We start from the raw sequence: 22467 nt of genomic DNA on the forward strand, positions 1-22467 counted from the left end.
GGCAGTTTTCCGGTGACTTTGCATGGCTTAGCCAACCTCGCTCCTCTATGCTGCTTGGTATGGTTGAACTTACTGGAAGATCGTTGACAGTTGATGAGGTTGTTCGAGTTGCGCGGGTCCGGGAATCCGCTTTGATCGCGGGGACGGCGCTGGATGGCATGAAGATGTCACGCGGTAAGGTGGAGGAAGCGCTTCAGAGCCCGACTGCGGTCTATGCGTTGAACACGGGCGTGGGACTGCTGGCGAATGTTCGGCTTGAAGCCGATGGGATTGAGCAGATGCAGTTGAACCTGGTGCGCTCGCATTGTTGCGGAGTGGGAGAGCCGCTGCCGGAGGATGTTGTTCGGGCGATGATGCTGATCAGGGCAAATATTCTTGCGATGGGTCTGTCCGGGATTCGGCCGGTGGTTGCGGAGCGTTTGTGCGACCTGCTGAACTATGGCATCACTCCGGTTGTGCCGATGCGTGGAAGCGTTGGCGCGAGCGGAGACCTGGCTCCTCTTGCGCATATGGCGCTGGTGCTGATTGGTGAGGGCGAGGCATTTTTTGCCGGGGAGCGGCGACCGGCGGCGGAGTGCCTGCAACGAGTGGGACTGGAGCCGTTGAAGCTTCAGGCGAAGGAGGGGATCTCGCTGCTGAATGGAACGCAGGCGATGCTGGCGATCGGATGTCTGCAGCTGCATGACCTCGACGAATTGTTTCAGTCGGCACAGATTGCGGCGGCGCTGACGCTGCAGGCTCTGCGAGGCACGGCCGCGGCATATGATGAGCGGCTTCATGCGGCGCGTCCTCATCCGGGGCAGGTTCATAGCGCGGCTTCGCTTCGCGACCTGCTTGAGGGATCAACGCGGCACCGCTCGAGCACGAGCGTTCAGGATGCTTATTGTCTGCGATGCGTTCCGCAGGTTCACGGGGCGGTGTGGGACTCGCTGCGTCAGGCGGAGCGGGTCTTCGCGATTGAATTGAACAGCGCGACGGATAATCCTCTGCTCTTTGAGGATGACTTTATCTCGGGCGGAAATTTTCATGGAGCGCCACTGGCGCTGGTACTGGATGAGCTTGCGATTGCTCTCTGCCAGTTGGCGGGCATCTCTGAGCGCCGAACGGAGCGGCTGATGAACCCTAGCCTGAACGAGGGGCTTCCTGCGTTTCTGGCTACGCGGCCGGGGATCGAGTCGGGACTGATGATGGCGCAGGTGACCTCTGCGGCGCTGGTTGCGGAGATGCGGGTTCTGGCTACGCCGGCCTCTGCTTGCTCTATCCCGACCAGCGGTAATCAGGAAGACTTTGTGAGCATGGGAATGACCGCTGCGCTGAAGCTGATGCAGTCTGTAACGCACTGCCGGATGGTGCTGGCGATCGAATGGCTCACGGCAACGCGGGCGCTCGACCTTCGCGGTGATCGTTCTGTGTCTCCAATGCTGGACGCAGCTCGCGGGGCGTTTCGGCTTGCGTGTCCTGGGTGGGAGGGGGATCTGGTTTTGTCGGGGATTATGGCTACGGCGGATGGATTCCTCGCGAAGACCGATTGGGCGTCGACGTTGGACACGCGAGAGGTTGTTCACGCATGAGCGCTTACACTCCCATTCGTGCACCGCGCGGAAACACACGCACTGCGCAGGGCTGGATCCAGGAAGCAGCCAAACGCATGCTGATGAACAACCTCGATCCCGAGGTAGCTGAGAAGCCGGAGGAGTTGATCGTCTATGGAGGGCGCGGGAAGGCGGCGCGCAACTGGGAGGCCTACCACACGCTGGTTCACACGCTCGATCGTCTGAAGAACCATGAGACGATGCTGGTGCAGTCGGGGAAGGCTGTCGCAGTGCTGGAGACGCACCCGATGGCTCCGCGCGTGTTGATTGCGAATTCGAATCTGGTGCCGCATTGGGCTAACTGGGACGAGTTCGACAAGCTGGATCGCGCGGGCTTGATGATGTATGGGCAGATGACGGCTGGGTCGTGGATCTACATCGGTACGCAAGGGATACTTCAGGGGACCTACGAGACTTTTCTTGGAGCAGCGCAGAGATATTTTAATGGTTCTCTGAAGGGGACGATCACGCTGACTGCCGGGCTGGGGGGCATGGGGGGAGCGCAGCCGCTCGCGGTGAAGCTGGCAGGAGGCGTGAGCATTTGTATCGAGGTAGACGAGAGCCGGATTCAGCGTCGGATCGCTACGCGGTATCTGGATGAGGTGGCTACGTCGCTGGAAGATGCGATTGCGCGGGCGACGGCGGCGAGCAAAGAGGGCCGCGCGGTCTCGATTGGCTTGCTTGGGAATGCAGCGAATATTTTGCCAAGGGTTGTGCGGTTTGGTTTTGTGCCTGACATTGTTACAGATCAAACTAGCGCTCATGATCCGCTCTACGGCTACTGGCCGGTCGCGAAAGAAGATGAAGACCTGGCGGCACAGCGTAGACGGGAACCGGAACGTTATCTGGAGCGTGTGCGCGCCGATATCGCTCAGCATGTGCAGGCGATTCTGGAGCTGCAGCGCCGGGGTGCGATCTGTTTTGATTACGGCAATAATCTGCGGGCGCAGGCGAAGATTGCCGGCGTGAACGATGCGTTCGAATATCCGGGGTTCGTGCCTGCGTTTATTCGTGATTCTTTTTGCGAAGGACGGGGGCCGTTTCGGTGGGTTGCATTGTCGGGCGATCCGGCGGATATTGCGGCCACCGATGCGGCGCTGCTGAAACTCTTTCCTGACGACGCGCGGTTGAATCAGTGGCTCCCCTGGGCGGGAGACCACGTCGCGTATCAGGGATTGCCTGCGCGCATTTGCTGGTTAGGCTATCGGGAACGTGACAAGGCGGGTCTGCTCTTCAATCAAATGGTGCGGGACGGGCGCCTGAAGGCTCCGATTGTGATTGGTCGTGATCATCTGGATGCTGGATCGGTCGCGAGTCCGTATCGTGAGACTGAGGCTATGCTCGATGGTTCGGACGCTGTCTCCGATTGGGCGCTGCTAAACTTTGCAACGGGAATCGCAAGCGGAGCGGGGTGGATGAGCTTTCATCATGGGGGTGGTGTCGGCATGGGATACAGTCAGCATGCCGGGTTGGTCGCTGTGGCAGACGGCAGCGAGGAGGCCGATCAGCGACTGCGACTCTGTCTCACCAACGATCCAGCGATGGGCGTGATTCGTCATGCCGATGCGGGTTATGAGAAGGCTCATAGGGTCGCGGCTGAGCGTGGTCTCGATATGCCGAGTGCTCCAACAACAGATTCTGCCGGGGCAAAATGAGCGAGTTGCTTTTGACGGGGATCTCCCAGTTGGCTACTCCGCTTGGGCAAGGATCGAGGCGTGGGGCGGCGATGGGGCAACTACAGATTGTTGAACGGGCGCGAGTTGCTATCGATGCGGGTGTAATTTCCTGGATTGGACCTGAGTATGAGTGGAGCGGAAATGCCGAGTCGGTAGTTGATCTGGGTGGTCGCGCAGTCGTTCCTGGACTTATCGATCCTCATACGCATGCGGTGTGGGGAGGTGATCGTCTCATCGACTTTGAGGCGCGAAGTGCCGGTGCAACCTACGAAGAGATTCTCGCGGCGGGTGGCGGGATCTGGCATACGATTCGTGAGACTGCTGAGAAAAGCAGCGAGGAGATGGCCGAGCTTGCGTTGCCTCGCATTCAAGCTCTCCAACGTTCTGGCGCTACGACTATCGAGGTGAAATCTGGTTATGGGTACACGCTCGAAGCGGAGTTGCGAATGCTTGAGGCTATCCGCTTACTACAGAAGCGGACGCTGAGTCGCCTGGTACCTACGTTGCTGATACACATTTGCCCGGAAGGGTTTACTGAACGACAAGCTTATCGCGAGATGGTTTGCAGCGAGCTGATACCGGAGGTTGCAGGACGTGGTCTTGCTTCCGCAGTGGACATCTTTGTTGAACGTCATGCCTGGAGCGCGGTGGATGCGAGGATTGTGCTCGCTTGCGCACAGGCAGCTGGTTTGAGCATCAAGCTGCATACGGAACAGTTTCAGCAGGTCGGTGGCCTAGAGTTGGGAGTAGAGATGGAAGCCCTGAGTGTCGATCATCTTGAGGTCTGTTCGCTGGCACAGTGTGAGTTGGTTGCGAGGTCGAAGACGATCGCAACGCTCCTGCCGGGGGTGAGCCTACACTTGGGCCTTCCCGCTGCGCCGGGTCGTGCGCTGATCGATGCCGGAGCTGCGGTGGCTATCGGGACCGACCTGAATCCAGGGTCCAGTCCGCTGTTCTCCACGGCAGCGGCGATGGCTCTGGCGGTGCGGTTGAATGGACTGACCGCGCCCGAGGCTTTGACCGCGTCCACTGCGAATGCTGCGGCGGCGCTTGGCCTGTCGAACGTTGGACGGCTGGAGGTTGGAATGCACGCAGATTTTCTTGTGCTTGAGAGTTCAGACTGGCGGGATCTGCCGTATACGCTTGGGCAAAATATGGTGCGTGAAGTCTGGGTCGCCGGACGAAAGCAGGCTGTATGAGCGTGTCTTACCAGCCGGATCTCGTTTATGTTGATGGACGCTTTCGCAGTGGTTATGAAGTTGTTGTAACCGACGCCGGAACGATCTTCTCCATTGGGCCGGTGAAGGCGGAGAAAGATGGTGGAGGCGCGAGTCTCTCCGGTGTTCGCCGCTTGCCGGGTCGAGCCCTGTTACCGGGAATGATTGATATTCATTCGCACTCTTTCCAACGTGCGCTCCGAGGTAAGGCGGAGTCGAGACGCAGGAGTGGGCCTGATTTCTGGTCGTGGCGCAACATCATGTATCGCTGTGCGCTTGCGCTGACACCGGAGGAGATCTACGACGTTGCTCGCATGGCGTTTCTTGAGATGACACTTGCGGGCATTACTACCGTTGGGGAGTTTCACTATCTCCACCGCACGCCGGCGGGCGAGGCTTATGCTGATCCGAACCTTTTGGCTAAGCAGGTGATTCGCGCTGCAGAAAGTGTTGGCATAAGAATCGCGTTGCTTCGCTGTGCCTATGTTCGTGCGGGTTTTGAGCTTTCCCCTGATTCTGGCCAGATCCGCTTTATCGAGCCTGACGTGGAGAGATTCCTGCACGATTCGGAGAGGTTGCGGAATGAGATTGCAGCGATGCGTCCGACCGTGAGTTTTGGCCTTGCGCCCCATAGTGTCCGAGCTGTTCCACGTCATTATCTTGAAGCTATTTCAGCCTGGGCGCAGACGCATGCCATGCCGCTGCACATGCATGTTGCCGAACAACCTGCAGAGATTGGGGCTTGTGTCGCGGAGTATGGAACGACTCCTTTTGAGTTCCTGGATGGGCTCGGATTGATGACGCATGACTTTACTGCTATTCATGCGATTCATCTGCAGAGTGGCGAGATTGAGCGGATGGGACGCGGGAAGATTACGGTGGGGGCTTGTCCTACGACTGAGCGAAATCTCGGCGACGGGATTCTTGATGCGGATGCTTTGATTGATGCGGGCGTGTCGATTGCCTTTGGAACTGATAGCCACACTCAGACAGATGCGCTTGAAAATGCGCGGGAACTGGAATCGAACTTGCGTCTGCGGCATCTGCAGCGCGCGGTCCTTGACGGCAGACAAGGTGAGGCGTTGCCGGTTCTTCTGTTCGACTTCGCGACGCGCGCTGGGGCGCGGTCGCTGCACGTCGAGGCTGGCTCGCTGGAGGTTGGAAAGGCTGCTGATTTCTTCACGGTAGATCTCTCCGAGGCTTCGATTGCGGGAAGCCTGCCGGACGAATTGCTGACGAATATTGTCTTCAGTATGTCTCCGAGAGCGATCCGGGATGTGGTCGTCGATGGTCGGGTCATCATCGACGATGGGCAACATGCGATGCAGGGTGAGATCGTGGAGGCCTTTCGCAGCGTGCAGACGCGGCTGGGGACTGAGCTATGACTCGTCCGCAGACGCTGCTGCAGGAGTTGGTGGCGATTCCGAGTGTGTCCAGCATGAGCAATCGCCCGGTGGTGGAGTGGATTCAGAGATTTATTGAACCGCTTGGGTGGCATCATCGGCTGTTTTGCTACGACGATGCGGCGGGCGTGGAGAAGGTGAATCTTGTTGTCTCGCCACAGCCTATGGGAGATGGGCGGATCGAGGCGGAACTTGCTATCGTCTGTCACACCGATACAGTTCCCTTTGGTGCTGAGTGGCGGGAGGCGACGGAGCTGCGTGAGCGGGATGGGATGCTTCACGGTTGCGGCGCGTGCGATGTGAAGGGCTTTCTTGCTTGTATGCTCGCCGCAGCTTCATCGGTGAGTGCTCGCGAGATGAGCAAGCGGTTTTGTCTGGTGTTTACGGCGGACGAAGAGGTTGGTTGCCGGGGGGCTCGCTTTCTTCTCGAGGCTGATGCGATTCGTGCACGGTACGCAATCGTTGGGGAACCTACTTCGCTTACTCCTGCGCGTGCCGGGAAGGGCTACTGTCTTGCTTCGATCAAGGTAATCGGGCGAGCTGCACACAGTGCTTTTCCTGAGGCTGGACGGTCGGCCATCTTTGCTGCGGCGCGGTTGCTGCGAGAGATCGAGGCTCTGGCGCTGGAGTTGATGGTGGAGCGCAATGATGCTTTTTCTCCGCCGTGGACGACGTTGAACGTTGGGGAGATCCGCGGGGGGACAGCCAAGAATGTTGTTCCGGCTGAGTGCTCTTTTTTGCTGGAGTGGAGACCTATTTCTACTCAGCGGCCGGAGGTTGTTCTTGAGCGGCTGCGTGAGGTCGTTCGTCGCCTCAGTTCGGAGGAAAGCTTGGAAGGCTTCGAGGTGCAGATTGAGGCTCTAAGGATGGAAGGCGGCTTTGAGACTCGAATCGATAGCGCCGTGATTCAGGCGGTGTTGAAAGAGACAGACTCGAAGATCCAGACTATCTCTTTTGGTACGGAAGCGCCGTGGCTCGCGCGAATGGGCGCTGAGGCGGTGGTGATTGGGCCAGGGTCTATGCTGACGGCGCATAGTCCACGCGAATGTGTGCCGAGTGGGGAACTCGATGAGTGCGTTGCAATTTTGCGCAGGGCCATTGAGGAGCTTTGCAGCTAGCATTCGATTGGGGTGCATTCGTTCTATTTTGATCGATTCGTCGGATGTTTCCGAGCCAGGCGCGTGGCGAGTTAGTGGGCTGTCTGGACTAACGCAGGATGGGTCGTGGCTATGTTGGCGACGAGTTCGCCAAATAGCGAGTTGGCCCATGCGAACCAGCTTCTCGTGAACTTTGTGGCGTCGTTGCGATTGAAGCTTTCATGCATGAAGCCTGATCCGGCGCTGGCTTGCTTCAGCATGGCGAGGGCGTGGTCGATCTCTTTCTCTGATTGGCTTGTGAGGGCGTAGATGGTGATGGCCATGGGCCAGATCATGTCTTTACCTTCGTGGGGTCCGCCGATTCCCTTGCCTGCAGTGCCTTGGAAGAACCAGGGATTGCGTTCGCTCCAGACGAAGCTGCGGGTGCGGGCGTAGAGGGCGGCGTCGGGTGAGCTGTGGATGTACGGAAGCGAGAGCAGACTCGGGACGTTGGCGTCGTCCATGAGCAGTTGGCTGCCGTAGCCGTCTACCTCGTAGGCCCAGATGGTGCCCTCTGCGGCCTGCGCCACAGCATGTTGTTGGAGCGCTTTCTTTACCTCGCCTGACAGTGAGTCTGCCTGATTGGCGAGAGTTGAGTCGTGCAGGATCTCGTTGGCCATCTGCGCGAGATAACCGAGCGCTGTGACGGCGAAGAGATTGGAGGGCACGAGGAACGGAAAGGTGCAGGCGTCATCCGATGGCCGAAAGCCGGATGCGATGAGGCCGACGGGCAGTACCGGAGCACCGTATCCGTCACCGGGCAAGGTTTCGGTGGGGGTCTTTGAGGTGCGTTGAAAGTGATAGGGGCCGGGGCCTTGCCTGCGCTGCTGAACGCGCATGGTCTCGACGACCAGCTTCATCGCGGCGTGCCAGGTTTTGTCGAAGGGAGAGGTGTCGCCGGTCGCGCGCCAGTACCCGTAGGAGAGACGGATCGGATAACAGAGGGAGTCGAGCTCCCACTTTCGCTCGCCGACTCCGCGCTTCATCTCGGTCGCATCGGTTCTGCTCCACTCGAGCGGAGGCGCGTCGAGGTTGGCCATGAAGGCATTCGCGTAGGGGTCGATGAGGATGCATCTGGCCTGTCTGCGGATGATGCCTTCGAGCATTCGACGCAGCTGTATGTCTTTGGCAGCGAGCGGGAGATACGGCCACACCTGCGCTGAGGAGTCGCGCAGCCACATCGCTGGGATATCCCCTGTGATGACTGCCGTATCCGGCTTGCCTTCGAAGGTACCGAACTCGACGGTCGTGTCGAGCGTGTTCGGATAACAGTTCTCAAACAGCCACGCCAGTTCGGGATCACCGATCCTGGTGCTCACGTCCGTAAGATAGGCCTCAACGGCTGCGCTGTGAAATTTCCTGTCCTGGATCGCGGGGCGTTTGGAGGTAAATGACGAAGGCATAGCGCCTGCGAACACGGTCGAAGGTTGCAGCACGGCAGCTGTTGCGGTTCCTGCTACCATTCGGAGCGCCTCTCGGCGGCTGATTCTGCCTTGTGTCATCTGGTGATCAAACGGTTTCGGATGTGAGGTTTTTGAACGTACCTCTTATTCTGGCGAAAAACTCGGCCCTTATAGAGAATATTTCACAGAAATGACTTTTTGATCGAAGATTAGTCAATATTTTGATCGAAATATCTCACTGTTCAGTTTAGTCTACGTCAATAGAGTAAGTGTTACGAAGGGCAGGAAACCTGTCTGAGTGACTTTCCTCTTTGAGATTCAGTGTTCAGACTCAGTATCTAGGGAGCATCAGTGATTTCCAGAAGAACATTCCTCGGCGGCGTCTCGGCTGTCTGTGCGGTGGGCGCGACTGAGACGAGCGCGTTCGGCAAAGTGATCCACGGATCTTCGAAGACTGATACTACCTTCGATGCGGCATCGCTGGTTGATATCAGGATTGGAACTGGCGGCCACGGGCATACGTTCCCTGGAGCAACGGTGCCTTTCGGTGCGGTCCAACTCAGTCCCGATACCTTCAATGATCAATGGGACTGGTGCTCGGGCTATCACATCTCCGACACGTCGATCATGGGCTTCAGCCATACTCACCTGAGCGGCACGGGCTGTGGCGATCTGCTCGACTTTCTTGTAATGCCCGGGACCGGCGAGTCGAAGATTGTTCCCGGTCCACGCAGTAATCCAGATGCAGGCTATCGCTCGCGATTTGACCACGCGGACGAACATGCCGAACCGGGTTACTATTCTGTTCTTCTGAAGGACTATGGAGTTCGCGCCGAACTGACGGCCACAGAGCGTACCGGACTGCATCGATACACCTTCCCTGCTGGCGAGGGTGCTCCGAAGTCGGGCCATATCATCGTCGATCTTGAGCATAGCTACGCATACAACGGGCAGTCGGCCGTGGTCACGGCTTCGCTCCAACGTACCGCGCCTGACACGCTGGCGGGTGGGCGCACCACCAAGGCCTGGGGCGACGGACGGCAGATCTACTTCACGATGAAGTTCTCTCAGCAGCCGACTCGGGTTGTCTTCTATCAAGAGGGAGCTGAGGTTCCGGCCGGGACGCAGCCGCTGACAGGCAAGTCCTTGAAGTGCGTTCTGTTCTTTGACACGGCGAAGGATCCGGTGATTCTGGTGAAGACCGGGATATCGGGCGTCAGTGCGGAGTCTGCGGCGAACAACCTGAAGGTTGAGCTTCCGGGATGGGACTTTGAAAAGGTCCGTCGCAGCGCGCGGGAGAGGTGGAATCAGCAGCTCTCGCGGATCAAGATCAAGACTGAGAATGAGACCCATCGGCGGATTTTTTATGCTGCGCTGTACCACGCCTGCGTTGGACCTTCGCTCTTCGACGATGTCGATGGCCGCTACCGCGGGATGGATAAGCAGATTCACCAGCTTCGTGATGGGCAGCGAAACTACACTGCATTTTCATTGTGGGATACCTATCGCGCGGCTCATCCTCTTTACACGCTGATGTCGGCGGATCGCGTGCCTGACTTTGCGAATGCGCTGATCCGAATGGCCGAGGAGAGTCCTGCGGGAATGCCGGTGTGGCCGCTGCAGGGCTGCGAGACCGGGACGATGACCGGCTATCACTCTGCTGCTGTGATCGCGGAGGCATGCAACAAGGGCATTGCGGGTGTGGACTACGAACGCGCCTACAAAGTGATGATGAAACGCGCGATGGTGGATGATTATCGCGGACTTGGGTATTACCGATCAAAGGGTTATATCCCTTGCGACCTCGAGGAAGAATCTGTCAGCAAGACCTTCGAATATTGCTATGACGACTGGTCGATTGCACACGTCGCGAAGAAGCTTGGTCACTCGGACGATGCAACGATGCTGGTTGAGCGTTCGCGCAACTATCGCAACTACTACGACCGCTCGATGAACTTCGCGCGGCCCAAGCTGGCCAACGGTGAGTGGGCTGCGCCGTTTGATCCAATTGAGATGGGCACCTCCAAAAAGTGGCGCGACTTTACCGAGTCGAACTCCTGGCAGACTACGTTTGGGATTCAGCACGATGCCGCGGGATTGATTGAGATTCTTGGCGGACAGAAGCAGTTTCTCGAAAAGCTCGATGAGTTGTTCGATCAACCTTCGACTCTGCCTGCCGACGCTCCGCCAGATATCGCCGGGCTGGTGGGTCAATACGCGCATGGCAACGAACCGTCGCATCACATCGCCTATCTTTATGCCTACGCCGGCCAACCGCACAAGACACAAGCGCGCGTGCGCATGCTGATGGAGAAAATGTATGCCGCGCTTCCGGATGGCTTGCAGGGTAACGAAGACGTGGGCCAGATGTCGTCGTGGTACATCCTGAGTTCGTTGGGTTTTTATTCTGTTGATCCGGTCAGCGGCAACTACATCTTTGGCACACCCCTGTTCGATCAGGTCAGCGTGCAACTCGGCAACGGCAAGCAGCTTGAGATTATTGCGCACCGTCACTCGGCGGGCGATCAGTATATTCAGTCGATCAGCTTCAATGGAAAGCCGTACACGAAGTCCTGGTTCAATCATCGGGATATTGTGAATGGTGCCCGCATCGTCTTCGAGATGGGGGACAAACCGAACTTTGAGTTTGGGTCTCAACCCGCGGATGTGCCGCCTTCGTTGACTCTTGAGAGCGCCTAAACGCCCAAACTTATGATCTTGTTCCAGCTCATGTGAAAGGTCTTCATGACGAAGCTTCTGCTCTGCCTTCTATTAGTTGTGCCAACGGTCTTCGCGCAGACGAAGACACTGTTCTATATGACCGATCATCCGGATTCGGTTCGCGACTTTATGGAGCACCAGACCAAGATCGATATCATCGTTCCGACCTGGTATGGTGTGGATTCGAACGGAATGGTGTACGGTGAGCCGGATCCGAGCGTGATGCGCGTCGTAAAGCAGCGGCACATCTCACTGTTTCCTATCATCGCTATCTTTGATAAGGCCGGCGTTCATTCATTGCTTACCAGCGATCAGGCGCAGACGGCGTTGATTGCTTCGCTGATCTCTGAGTGCAAGCAGAATGGATACGATGGCTTTCAGCTCGACTTCGAGAATATCTCGTGGACCGATCGAGATGCTCTCTCGACTACGGTGAAGCGCATCGCCGATGCCATGCACCGAGAACATCTACAATTGCAGATCGCGGTTGTTCCTAATGCGCCGGGACACCCGGGCCACAGCGCCTTCAGCAAGTGGATCTTCGCGGACTGGCGTGGTGTCTTCGATCTGAAGGCGCTTAGTGAGTCGGTAGATCTGATCTGCCTGATGACCTACGACCAGCACACGCGATGGACTACACCTGGGCCCGTCGGGGGATGGGTGTGGATGAATGAGAATCTGGATTATGCACTGAAGGTCGTGCCCAGGGAGAAGCTATCGCTCGGTATTGCGCTCTACGGATATCACTGGTACGCCGGCGATCCAGGCCTGAACGAAAAAGAACAGAAGCCAAACATCACGGCGGATTACATTAGCGCTATTGATTCCCAGACCCTTCGTGATACTTACGACGGTCACGAGGAGTGGGACCCACAGGACCATAGTGCTTATTTTTTCTTTTATCGCGATCAGATGCGGGAGTGGATCTTCTACACCGAGAAACGTGGATTTGCTGACCGCTACAACCTAGCCAAGGAACGACATCTGCAGGGAATTTGTGCCTGGGTTCTCGGTCAGGAAGACAACGCTATTTGGAGCGTTCTGCCGGAGCGGCAATAGTTGAACTTAGGGTTCGGTTGCTGTAAGTGTTTCGACAGCGCTATAGCACGCCAGCAATACTCTCGGCTTTTCGGGCGCAGAGGGCTTTATGCGCCGGAAGAAGATCGAGGGCTTTAATTTGCTTCTCAGCTCCTGTTCTAGTTAACGGGAAGCTGAGCGGAGTTCCAACCGCCTCCAAGCGCCATCTGCAACTGAGTGCTTGCGACAATTCTCCGGGAGACTAGAGAGGCAGCAGCTCTTTCATCTGTCAATTCGATCGTCTGATTCGTCAGCACTTCCAGGTAGGGAGCGAGACCACGCTTGTAGCGAAGCGTGGAGAGTTCCGTGCTCTTTTTTGCTGCGTCTACGGCTCTGGCCTGGACCGATGCCTCTTGTTCCAACACTCGTAGCGCGGAGAGCTGGTCTTCTACATCCCGAAAGGCAGATAGCACCTGCTCGCGATAGAGAGCGGTGGCCTGCTCGCGTTGCGCAATTGCAAGGTCCATTTGAGCTCTTCTGCGACCAGCGTCGAATAGAATCTCGTTGGCGGAGGGGCCAGCGTTCCATTGCGTGCTGTCTGAGTTAAAGAGCTTGCTGATTGTGGAGCTCTGCACGCCGCCGCCTGCACCAAGAAAGATGGTGGGATAATAAGCGGACTTCGCAACGCCGATCAGAGCATTCGCCGAGGCGACCCGACGTTCTGCGGCTGCAATGTCCGGCCGCCGCTCCAGCAGCTCCGATGGAACGCCGGTGGGGATAGCGGGCGGATCTCCAATGATCGGACGCTCGGCGATGTGAAAACCTGTTGCGGGTTCCCCTATCAGAACAGCGATTGCGTGTTCGAACTGTTCGCGCTGCACTCCAATATCGATGAGCTGAGCCCGAGTCTCTTCCAACTGCGCCTTCGCCTGCTGGACATCACTATCCGAACTTAGTCCACCCTTCAGGCGGTCTTCCGTAAGCTGAAGTGCCTCGGTATAGGCGTCAATCGTCGATCTTAGAAGTTGTAGCTGAAGGTCAAGTCCTCGGATCTGAAAGAAAGTGACAGCGAGTAGTCCCTGGAGGCTGAGCTGAGTGTTAGCGAGATCCGCAGATGTGGCCTGTGCATTGGCTGCGCTCGACTCAATCTGTCTGCGAATACCGCCCCATAGATCCGGCTCCCACGAGATGCTCAGCGGAATGAGAAAGTCCCAGTAGGTCGCGGCCGTGTTCACCGGTCTCAAAGGAGCGTTGTTTGAGATGCGATTTCGGGATGCGCCGGCGCCTAGCGATACAGTGGGGTAGAGCGAGGAACGATTTTCGCGAACAAGATCATGTGCCTGATCGTAAGCCTGGAGAGCGGCGGCAATGTTTTGGTTCGCGGTCGCACAACGCTGCTCAAGACTGTTGAGTTCATTATCCTGATAGACGGTCCACCACATTCCTCGATCTGCGCCGTCGGCTGGCTTCGCTGTAGACCAGTCACCGTTGTGGCCGTCGTCGGTATACGCGGGAGGAGCCGGCATAGCCGGAACCTTATAGTTCGGTCCAACTTTGCATCCGCCCAGCGCCAAGGCGCCAAGCAGCGCTCCTGCAAGCGATAAGCTGCGGACTTTCATCGCTTCCCCTCCGCCGCCTGACTCTGATTGTTGCTGTTATTGACGACTCGAACTTCTTCTCCGTCGATGAGCGAATCGGGCGGGTTGCCGATGATGGATTCGCCGGGCTTGAGGCCAGCTAAAATTTCGACAGTCGTTCCGTAGTCACGACCTGGCGTTACGCGCGCCATGTGAACGTGATGATTTGCATCCACGGTCGCAACACGCAATCCGTCCGGTTCCAGAATCATCGCACTTACCGGGACTATAAGAGCGGGTGCGTCGCTCGACACACTTAGATGCACCTCTGTGTAGCTGCCCGGAAGGAGCTCACCCGAGCGATTGTCCACATCCACCTCAGCCAAAAGGGTTCGCGTTGCAGGATCAACGGCGTCGGACGAACGCACCAGCTTGCCTTGAAAGGTGCGACCAGGGTATTGCGGGAGAGTCAACTTCGCGATCGTTCCATTCTTTGCGTCAGGCGAATAAATCTGCGGGACATTGATAAACACACGGAGGGTGCGGACGGCGGATATGTCGAAGATCTCTTTATTTCCCGAAACTGTCCCAGCTCCCGCCGTCGTGGTGCTGCCGGTAGCTGAGATGAGCTGCCCTGTATCGATGTTGCGAGCGGTGATCACACCATCGAAGGGCGCCACGATACGTTCGAAAGATACGAGCTCCTCCAATCGCTGCACGTTTGCTTCTGAGGAAGCTACCTGCGTGTTCCTCGCCTCCAATGCCTGGACGGCGTTGTCTGTGTCCTGCTGAGAGACTGCGTTGCGACCGATCAAGTCGTTGTAACGATCCGCCGTTACCTTCGCGATGCCAGCGTTGCTCTTTGCTGTAGCGAGATCTGCCTTCGCGGAGGCGAGTTCTTGATCGAGCTCAGGAGTTTCAATCACGGCAAGTAACTCGCCTTTGCGCACAGGCGTTCCAATGTCGTGATACCAGGCCTTTACATAGCCGGTTGTTCGCGCGTAGATCGGCGCCAGTGTAAAGGCCTGAATGTTGCCTGGAAGCACGATCTCGCGGGCATTTTGCTGCATCACCGGTTGCTCCAACGTCACGGGAGGGGCAGAAGTATTGTCGGTGTACTTCGTCAATTCGGCGCTTGCATGTTTGCGCGTGATGATGCCAAAGACTGCCACGACCACCGCTACCACCAGCGCAATCACGACAATGGATAGCAAGGATCCGCGCGAAACCTTCGGCGGCTCGTGGCTTGTCTGCTGAGAGTCGCGCCGGGCCGGTTGTTCTTCACCTACGCCTCGGTCTCGATTTACTTCTGATGTCCTCTGCTCTTCGGGGTTCATTGCCATCTCTCCAAATGCGCTGCGGGCGCGACGTTCCATAGGTTAAATGATCCTAAAATACTCATTACTCTTCCTCCGCTTCTTGTGGTACGGGAGGGGGATCATTTCGATGCATAAACGAAAAGAAGACCGGAACGAAGGTTAGCGTTCCAAAGGTGGCTAGTAAGAGTCCACCAATGACTGCGCGGCCTAGCGGCGCGTTCTGTTCGCCACCGTCGCCCAGTCCGAGGGCCATTGGAACCATACCGATGATCATTGCAAGGGCCGTCATAATGACTGGGCGGAACCGCGTGAAACCGGCTGAGAGGGCGGCGTCCAGAGCGCTCATGCCCAGGTCCATCTGCTCCTTCGCGAAGCTGACTACGAGAATCGAGTTCGCCGTCGCCACACCCACGCACATGATGGCGCCAGTCAATGCAGGGACGCTGATGTGCGTGCCGGTTAGAAACAGTAGCCACACGATTCCGGCTAGAGCTCCGGGTAACGCAGCAATGATGATGAATGGGTCGAGCCAGCTCTGGAAGTTCACCACGATCAGCGCGTAGACCAGCACGATCGAAAACAAGAGTCCATAGACCAACCCCGTGAAAGAGGTGTGCATCGTCTGAATCTGCCCACGGACATAGATCTCGGTACCACGAGGTAGCTTGCTTTTGCTGTCTTTGACCATCTGTTCAATTCTGGTCGAAACGCTTGCGAGATCTGTCCCTTCAACCGAACCATAGATATCGATTACGGGACGGGCGTTGTAGTGGCTTACCGTTCCTTGTTCGGCCCCTCTTCGAATCGAGGCTAGATTTCCAAGAATTTGAGGTTGCTGCGTCGATCCATTTGTCGCAATCGGAAAGTTTTCAAGCTGCTGAAGACTTTGAACGTTGTACTGCGGGGTCTGCACTGCGATGTTGTAACTGACGTGATTTTGCGGATTGAGATAGAACGTCGGATTAGTCTGGAAGCTGCCGCTAAGGCTGGTGAGCACACTGACTGCCACGTCACGCTGGCTGTAACCCACCTGTTGCGCGCGAGTGCGGTCGACGTCGATCGTCCATATTGGAAGATTGAACGGCTGTTGAATTCGCAGGTCCGTTGTCCCAGGGATGTGACTGATCTGCTGCATCATCTGTTCGGCCACTACGCGATTTTGCGCGACTTGCTGTCCAACAACCTGAATGTCAACTTGTGCCGGCAGACCGAAGTTTAGAATTTGGCTGACCATGTCCGTCGGCAGATAGTAGAACTCAGTACCTGGAAACTGCTGGGTAAGCTTGTCGCGCAGTTCATGTGTGTACTCGGCTGTTGGGTGATGCTTCTCGTCGAGCGAGACAAGAATGTCTGCGTCTGCGGTACCGACGGGAGCGGAGTTTGAGTAAGAGAGATTCAGGCCGGAGTACGGGATACCGATGTTGTCGATAACAGAGGCCAACTCTTTGGCAGGGATCTCCTTGCGGATTACATCTTCGATCTGGTCGCACAGTCTCGCTGTGTCTTCGATTCGCGTTCCGGTGTGTGCACGAACATGTAACTTGAACTGTCCTCCATCCACCGAGGGGAAAAAGTCCTGTCCCAGCCATGGATACAGAAGCACCAGAGAGGCCACCCAGAAAGCTCCGATCGACAGAAGGAATATGACTCGATATTCCAGGCAGAAGCTCAACAGACCGTGGTACCAATTGCGCAGTTTTTCGAAGTACTTCTCAAAGGTGAGTTGGAAGCGAACCAACGGATTGCGGCTGACATGCGTTGATTGTCCCTCTTGATGCGGCTTCAAAAGGTACTTTGCCATCGTCGGGACAATAGTTCGCGACAGGAAGTACGACGCGAGCATTGCAAAGACAACCGCCTCGGCCAGAGGGACGAAGAGGTATCGCGCGACCCCTCCGAGTAAAAACATGGGGACGAAGACGATGCAGATTGAAATTGTCGAGACAAAAGCTGGGACTGCAATCTGAGCGGCACCGTCGAGAATTGCCTGTTCGACTTCCTTGCCCTCCTCAAGATTTCGATTGATATTTTCGATCTCGACGGTTGCGTCGTCTACAAGAATACCGACCGCCAACGCTAACCCGCCGAGCGTCATGATATTGATCGTTTCGCCGAGCGCGGCCAACATCAACAGAGAACAGATGACCGACAAGGGGATGGAGACCGCGATAATAATGGTGGAACGCCAACTGCCGAGAAACAGCAAGATCATCGCGGCTGTAAGACATGCAGCGATGATCGCTTCGCGAACCACCCCGCTAATTGCTCCTCGAACGAAGACCGATTGATCGGCAATGGGCTGCATTTTCAGCGCTGGAGGCAACTGGGCTGCGATGAGGGGGATTTGGGCTCGCACGTCCGAGATAATTTGCAAGGTCGAAGCGTTGCCCGTCTTTTGAATTGTCATCAACGAAGCGCGCTGCCCATCTACACGAACGATGTTCGTCTGCGGAGGAAATCCGTCACGGACATTTCCTATGTCACGGATGTAGATAGTCGCGCCGTTTACCGTCTTTATGGGCAGATTATTCAACGCTGCAATCGAACTTGGTGCGCTGTTGGTTTCCACCTGATAGTCGACGTGCCCCATCTTCATGTCGCCGGCCGGCAGAATAATATTCTGGGTAGATACGGTGTTGACGATATCGGAAGCGGAAAGCCCATAGGCTTGCAGTTTTTGCGTGTCGACGTCCACCTGTATCTGGCGTTGCTTGCCTCCATAGGGAAATGGCGTCGAAGCACCCTGAACGGTGGCCAGCTGCGTGCGGATGAAGTTAGCGCCGAAATCATAGAGCTGCTGTTCGCTAAGACCAGGTCCTGACAAGCCAAGCTGCAAAACGGGAACACTTGACGCACTGTATTGGATTACCAACGGAGGCGTCGTACCCTGCGGATACTGGCGAAGCGCCGTCTGCGAGACTGCGGTGACCTGTGCCACCGCCTGAGAGATGTTTACCGATGGTTGGAAAAAAATTTTTACTACAGAAACACCGTTCAACGTCTGCGATTCAGTGTGATCGATGTCGTTTACCACGGTAGTAAGGTTTCGCTCGAATGGCAGCACAATTCGATCGCTCAGTTGCTCAGGCGACAGTCCCGCATAATTCCATACGACGGACACGACCGGGATATCAATGTTCGGAAAGATATCGACCGGCGTCCGCAGCATGACTACGGGCCCGATGATAAACAAGAGCAGCGACAGAACAACAAAGGTGTAAGGTCTCCTAAGCGCGAGACGAACGATCCACATCAAAGCTCCTTGGGACGATACTTTCTTATTTCGCCGGAGGCTCCATAAGAGATGTCAGTGTAGAAACAGCCTCGTTTGAATCATGTAAAACCAAGCGTTTAGAAATAAGATGCCGCGGCGGCAGAACAAGACTCAAAGTTGCCCATTACGGCGTTTTACAAGAGAGCCGGCCTTCTTCGGGGGGCGCTGATAATCAAGTCGCCTTAAACCTCCGAATACAGCTTCCACCATGGCCTCGGACTCTGAGTCATTTAAGGAGCCGTGGCCGGCGAGCAATCGAAAAATAGTGGGCCCATAAATCAGGTCTAGAACAATCTCCCCGTCAACAGCGCTGCGAATCTCCCCACGGTCCACGCCGCGCCGCCACATGACACGCGCAGCATCTCTCCGGGCGTAGAGGAAGCGTTCTCGAAATGATGCCAGAAATCCCGGGTCACTCTGACCTTCCGCAATAAACTGACAGAAAAGCCGCCCCAACGTAGAGGTGTAAAAAGCGGTCAATGACTTCAATTGCTCTGTAAAATCTTCCTCTGCCGAACCTGTATTCGGCGTTGCAACTCGTTCTGTCATTCCGGCCAGATAAGCGTCGAGGGCCACCATGCTTTTGTTACGCCACCACTTGTAGATCGTGGCCTTACTAACACCAGCCCGCTTTGCGATCGCGTCTGATGTCACTTTGCGGAGTGACTCGCGCTCCAACAGCTGAAGGGTCGCCTTCAGAATGGCCGCCTTTGCCTCGAGACTGCGGTGCCGCCCGCGCCTTCTTGGCTCCTCCGCATATTCCAGGGTTTGCTGTTTTCGCATTCGTCTATTCTCAACAGAAAATAAGCAGGTCACACAAGTGCAGAAGTGAATCAAATATTCCGTGATCGCAAATTGAACGTTAGAGTCAGAGTCTGCAATGATTCTGAAACTGTACGTTCAGTATAGTTATTAAGAGTCGATTTATCGAATGATCGACTTTGTCTTTAGAGATTGTTCTGCTAATTTTTGAGTAACAGGCGATTTTAGAACCATTTACGCATCACGACCTGCCCGCAGCGCCCGAAGAATCTGGGCTTCGGGGACTTGCAAGAGGAGTTGGTTATCCGATATGACGACGCTAAACCATTTTAAACGGTCAGCTTTTTCATGTAGTCGGCGTCGATCTTAAGTGCATCCAGCGGCGGGATGTCATACGCCTCCTGCTCAACAAAATAATGCTTGATGGTTGCCCTTTTCGCTGCCTCAAAAACTGGACGATAATCCAGGGTTCCCTTGCCTAATTCAGCGGCGGGAGGCGGCTCCATGACAGATGCTGGCTTGTCGGTGTGCTTGAAGTCTTTGACGTGAAGCATGGAGATTCGAGAAGGATAGCGCTGGAGATAGTCCACCGGGTTGGCACCTCCAACGATGACCCATCCGCAGTCCAGCTCGAAGGTCACGAGTTCAGGATCGGTCAGGCGAATCATTTCATCGAGTGGGACAACACCATCTTGTTTACCAAACTCCATCGTATGGTTGTGATAACCGAATTTCATGCCGGCGGCCTTCAGCTTTTCGCCAAACTTGTTGAACTGATCCGCGTTCCACCGATAGTCCTCCAGGGTGAAGGAACGAATCATTGCGGGATAAGACATATCTTTCAGCCGTGATGGATCTTTGATGCCAGGGAAGGCGCAGATAATGTACTGCACGCCAATCTCTTTGTTGAAGGCAACAATCTTATCGAAGTCTTTACTGAGACTTGAGTAGGGATAGTGGGCGCTAACGCATCTGAGACCGGCCGCCGACATCGCACTCTTGACTTGTTCGGGTGAGTGGTCAAAGTAGCCAGCCGCCTCAACCTCCTGATAACCGAGCGAGGCGAGCTGTCTGAGCGTTCCCTCGTAGTCTTTCGCGAGCATCTCGCGGACGGAGTAGAGCTGGAGGCCGATAGGCAGGCCAAAGGGGGATGCCAATAATCGATCACACTTGAGAAGGGAGGCGCTGTAGGCAGCCGCGGCGGTGGCAGTCTGGAGGAAGTTTCGACGCGTGTAATGGGTCATTGGGATCCTTTTCACCTGGAGGAACTGTGGTTAGGTCTAATCGTTAGATCGTTTCCGCCCGGAGATTGGCTCGGCTGCGGTGGCGCTACGATCAGCAACGACCACAGTACATCAATAGGTGACTTTCCTGGTAATACTCGCGAGGGTGACGGCGGGCGAATCGATTACATCGGAGAGGTACTCACTCCGGAGGGTGAATGATCGCCCCCGAGATTGATCCCTCTTTTCCGAATAGGTACCAAAAGATCAGCGACCGACCCCTCGTCCCACCCCGAGGGTCTCGACCGCGAAAGAAGATTACAGAAAGACGGGAGAAGAGCGGCAGCCGCGGATCTCCCGGCCTAGATTCTCTTGTTACTGTGGAACAGAACATCGTCACTGGTGATGAGTAACTTCCTCCAAGTAGAGACTGCGCCCTGCAGAGGCCGGAACTGTCAGGAGCCTGCCTGGGTCTATCAACGACGTTATGGAGGCGCGAGAGAGATTACCAGTGCCACGTGGCGAAATATTCCTATAGCCAAAAGCGCTGGCGAATCGCGGCACAGCTCTGGATCGCGCCGAGGTTCTGTTACGAGAGAAACGCGCCAGCCACGCGTTCCGCTGCGAGAATCAATTGATTCTCGCTCAGAGCCGCAAATGCAAAGACGAATTGCACGTGACCGGCACGCTCTACCGCAGAACATGCCGGCCAATAGACGCGCTCTAACCGAACCCCGGCGGCAAGCGCGCGCCCGAAGGCCTCTTCTTCAGAGAGGTCAATCTGGAAATCAGCCAGGAAGTGCATGCCCGCATGGTCTCCGTAGACCGTGACTCTGCGTCCGAAGTGTTTTTGCAACGATTCGACCAGGAGGGCACGCCGGTTGCGGTAGATGATCCGCATCTTTCTGACATAGGGTTCAAGATGTCCCTCGGTAAGAAAGTCTGTGAGGATGCGTTGATCAATCGAAGAACTCTGCAAATCACAGAGCAGTTTGCCGCCGGTGAATACGTCCTGAAAAGCACGGGGAACGACGAGATAGCCCAGTCTTAATGTGGGGAATAAGAGTTTGGAAAAGGTTCCGACATAGAGGACCGGAGCGTCGGGCACCATTCCCTGTATGGAGGGGAGAGGCCTTTCGTTGTATCGATACTCGCTATCGTAGTCGTCCTCCAGAATGAGTGCGCCTGCTTGTCTTGCCCATGCCAATAAGTCCATACGACGTGCGATCGAAAGCGAGACGCCCCGGGGATACTGGTGCGAAGGCGTCACGTAGACGAGCTTGACAGCTTTGTCGCGGTGCTTTTTGAGCTGCGAGACTTGCATACCGTTCCGGTCGACTGGAATCGGCAAGATGTTGGCTCCCTGGGAGTCGAAGATTCGTCCTGCAAATCGATAACCCGGGGCCTCCATCGCAACGCAGTCGGATTGATCCAGAAAGATTCTTGCGGCGAGGTAAAGTGCCTGCTGAGATCCGCTGGTGATGATGATCTGATTTGGATCGCAGACGACGGCGCGGGACATGCGCAGATAGTGGGCGACGGCTGTTCGCAATTCGGTACTGCCGTTGAACTCCTGGGTATATTGCAGGAGTTTTGGAGGGTCCTCCTGCATGCGTCGAACCCACAGCCTAGTCCAAAGCTTTCGAGGAAATGCGGTTACATCCGGTCCGTGAGAGTCCAGGCGAAGCATCTCGGGTGGATTGGGCGGCCGGATTGGGGCGTCGATGATCCCGCCGTAGCGGGAGAGTCGTACTGGGGGATAACTCTCGACCTGCGGATCGATTTCGACTGTCACCCCGGACGCGTACATGTCCGTCTCCGGCAGAGACGAACAGACAAAGGTTCCCGACCCACGCCGGGTTTCAAGATATCCCTCCGAGACCAATCGCTCGTAACATTCGGTGACGGTGATTCGCGAGACGCCAAGAGATGAGGCGAGAGCGCGCGAGGCAGGTAGTTTGGTCCCTGCTTCGAACCTTCCTCCGACGATCCCGCCACGCAGGCCGTCGTAGATCTGGCGATAGAGGGCTATCGGCGAGACGGGATCGAGATTGAGGGCTACTTCCATGGCATCAGACTATATGTTTTACGTTCCGGGCTTAACGCTTGTTCCCGGGGATGTTGGCCTCGCGAACCATATCTCCAAT

Annotated in this window: 14 protein-coding genes; 7 read left to right on the plus strand and 7 right to left on the minus strand. The window is 56.2% G+C overall.

Translation table 11 applies throughout. The features are described 5' to 3' along the window. The first annotated feature begins 83 nt into the window (after window positions 1-83). The 5 genes from hutH to argE are packed head-to-tail and all read left to right on the plus strand — an operon-like array spanning window position 84 to window position 7006. On the plus strand, window positions 84-1571 hold the full coding sequence (gene hutH, locus RBB81_RS00655; protein ID WP_423248043.1) for a histidine ammonia-lyase: 1488 nt from the start codon (window positions 84-86) through the stop codon (window positions 1569-1571). Next, window positions 1568-3247 (plus strand): urocanate hydratase, encoded by a 1680-nt coding sequence (gene hutU, locus RBB81_RS00660; protein WP_353072345.1) that lies wholly within the window; start codon window positions 1568-1570, stop codon window positions 3245-3247. Before hutH ends, hutU begins: the two co-directional genes overlap by 4 nt. Further along, window positions 3244-4467 (plus strand): imidazolonepropionase, encoded by a 1224-nt coding sequence (gene hutI, locus RBB81_RS00665; RefSeq protein ID WP_353072346.1) that lies wholly within the window; start codon window positions 3244-3246, stop codon window positions 4465-4467. The genes hutU and hutI overlap by 4 nt, the downstream gene beginning before the upstream one ends. After that, a complete protein-coding gene (locus RBB81_RS00670) occupies window positions 4464-5870 on the plus strand; it encodes a formimidoylglutamate deiminase (RefSeq protein ID WP_353072347.1) in 1407 nt (468 codons plus the stop codon). The genes hutI and RBB81_RS00670 overlap by 4 nt, the downstream gene beginning before the upstream one ends. After that, a complete protein-coding gene (gene argE, locus RBB81_RS00675; RefSeq protein WP_353072348.1) occupies window positions 5867-7006 on the plus strand; it encodes an acetylornithine deacetylase in 1140 nt (379 codons plus the stop codon). Before RBB81_RS00670 ends, argE begins: the two co-directional genes overlap by 4 nt. A 71-nt stretch (window positions 7007-7077) precedes the next feature. Here argE and RBB81_RS00680 read toward each other — a convergent pair whose 3' ends face one another. After that, entirely contained in the window at window positions 7078-8487 is a 1410-nt protein-coding gene (locus tag RBB81_RS00680; RefSeq protein WP_353072349.1) for a glycoside hydrolase family 125 protein, read from the minus strand. Between the two features lie 291 nt (window positions 8488-8778). Between RBB81_RS00680 and RBB81_RS00685 the strand changes: the two genes are divergently transcribed. Beyond that, window positions 8779-11127, plus strand: a complete 2349-nt coding sequence (locus RBB81_RS00685) for a GH92 family glycosyl hydrolase (protein ID WP_353072350.1) — start codon at window positions 8779-8781, stop codon at window positions 11125-11127. A gap of 45 nt (window positions 11128-11172) precedes the next feature. Then, window positions 11173-12207 (plus strand): glycosyl hydrolase family 18 protein, encoded by a 1035-nt coding sequence (locus RBB81_RS00690; RefSeq protein WP_179585733.1) that lies wholly within the window; start codon window positions 11173-11175, stop codon window positions 12205-12207. 137 nt (window positions 12208-12344) lie between these two features. On the opposite strand, the gene RBB81_RS00695 is transcribed toward RBB81_RS00690, so the two are convergent. The 6 genes from RBB81_RS00695 to RBB81_RS00720 form a co-directional block, all read right to left on the minus strand. After that, window positions 12345-13784, minus strand: a complete 1440-nt coding sequence (locus tag RBB81_RS00695; RefSeq protein WP_353072351.1) for an efflux transporter outer membrane subunit — start codon at window positions 13782-13784, stop codon at window positions 12345-12347. Then, window positions 13781-14956: an efflux RND transporter periplasmic adaptor subunit gene (locus tag RBB81_RS00700; protein ID WP_257025726.1), complete on the minus strand. Its 1176-nt coding sequence runs from the start codon at window positions 14954-14956 to the stop codon at window positions 13781-13783. Before RBB81_RS00700 ends, RBB81_RS00695 begins: the two co-directional genes overlap by 4 nt. Window positions 14957-15143: 187 nt before the next feature. After that, window positions 15144-18314, minus strand: a complete 3171-nt coding sequence (locus RBB81_RS00705) for an efflux RND transporter permease subunit (protein WP_353072352.1) — start codon at window positions 18312-18314, stop codon at window positions 15144-15146. Window positions 18315-18446: 132 nt separating this feature from the next. After that, window positions 18447-19118, minus strand: coding sequence for a TetR/AcrR family transcriptional regulator (locus tag RBB81_RS00710; protein WP_179585741.1), 672 nt, complete (start codon window positions 19116-19118; stop codon window positions 18447-18449). Between the two features lie 308 nt (window positions 19119-19426). Next, complete coding sequence (locus RBB81_RS00715; RefSeq protein ID WP_183791845.1) at window positions 19427-20341, minus strand: sugar phosphate isomerase/epimerase family protein; 915 nt, start codon at window positions 20339-20341, stop codon at window positions 19427-19429. A gap of 568 nt (window positions 20342-20909) precedes the next feature. Continuing rightward, complete coding sequence (locus RBB81_RS00720; RefSeq protein ID WP_353072353.1) at window positions 20910-22388, minus strand: PLP-dependent aminotransferase family protein; 1479 nt, start codon at window positions 22386-22388, stop codon at window positions 20910-20912. Between the last annotated feature and the right edge of the window lie 79 nt (window positions 22389-22467).

The sequence above is a fragment of the Tunturibacter gelidoferens genome (assembly GCF_040358255.1).
Lineage (GTDB): Bacteria > Acidobacteriota > Terriglobia > Terriglobales > Acidobacteriaceae > Edaphobacter > Edaphobacter gelidiferens.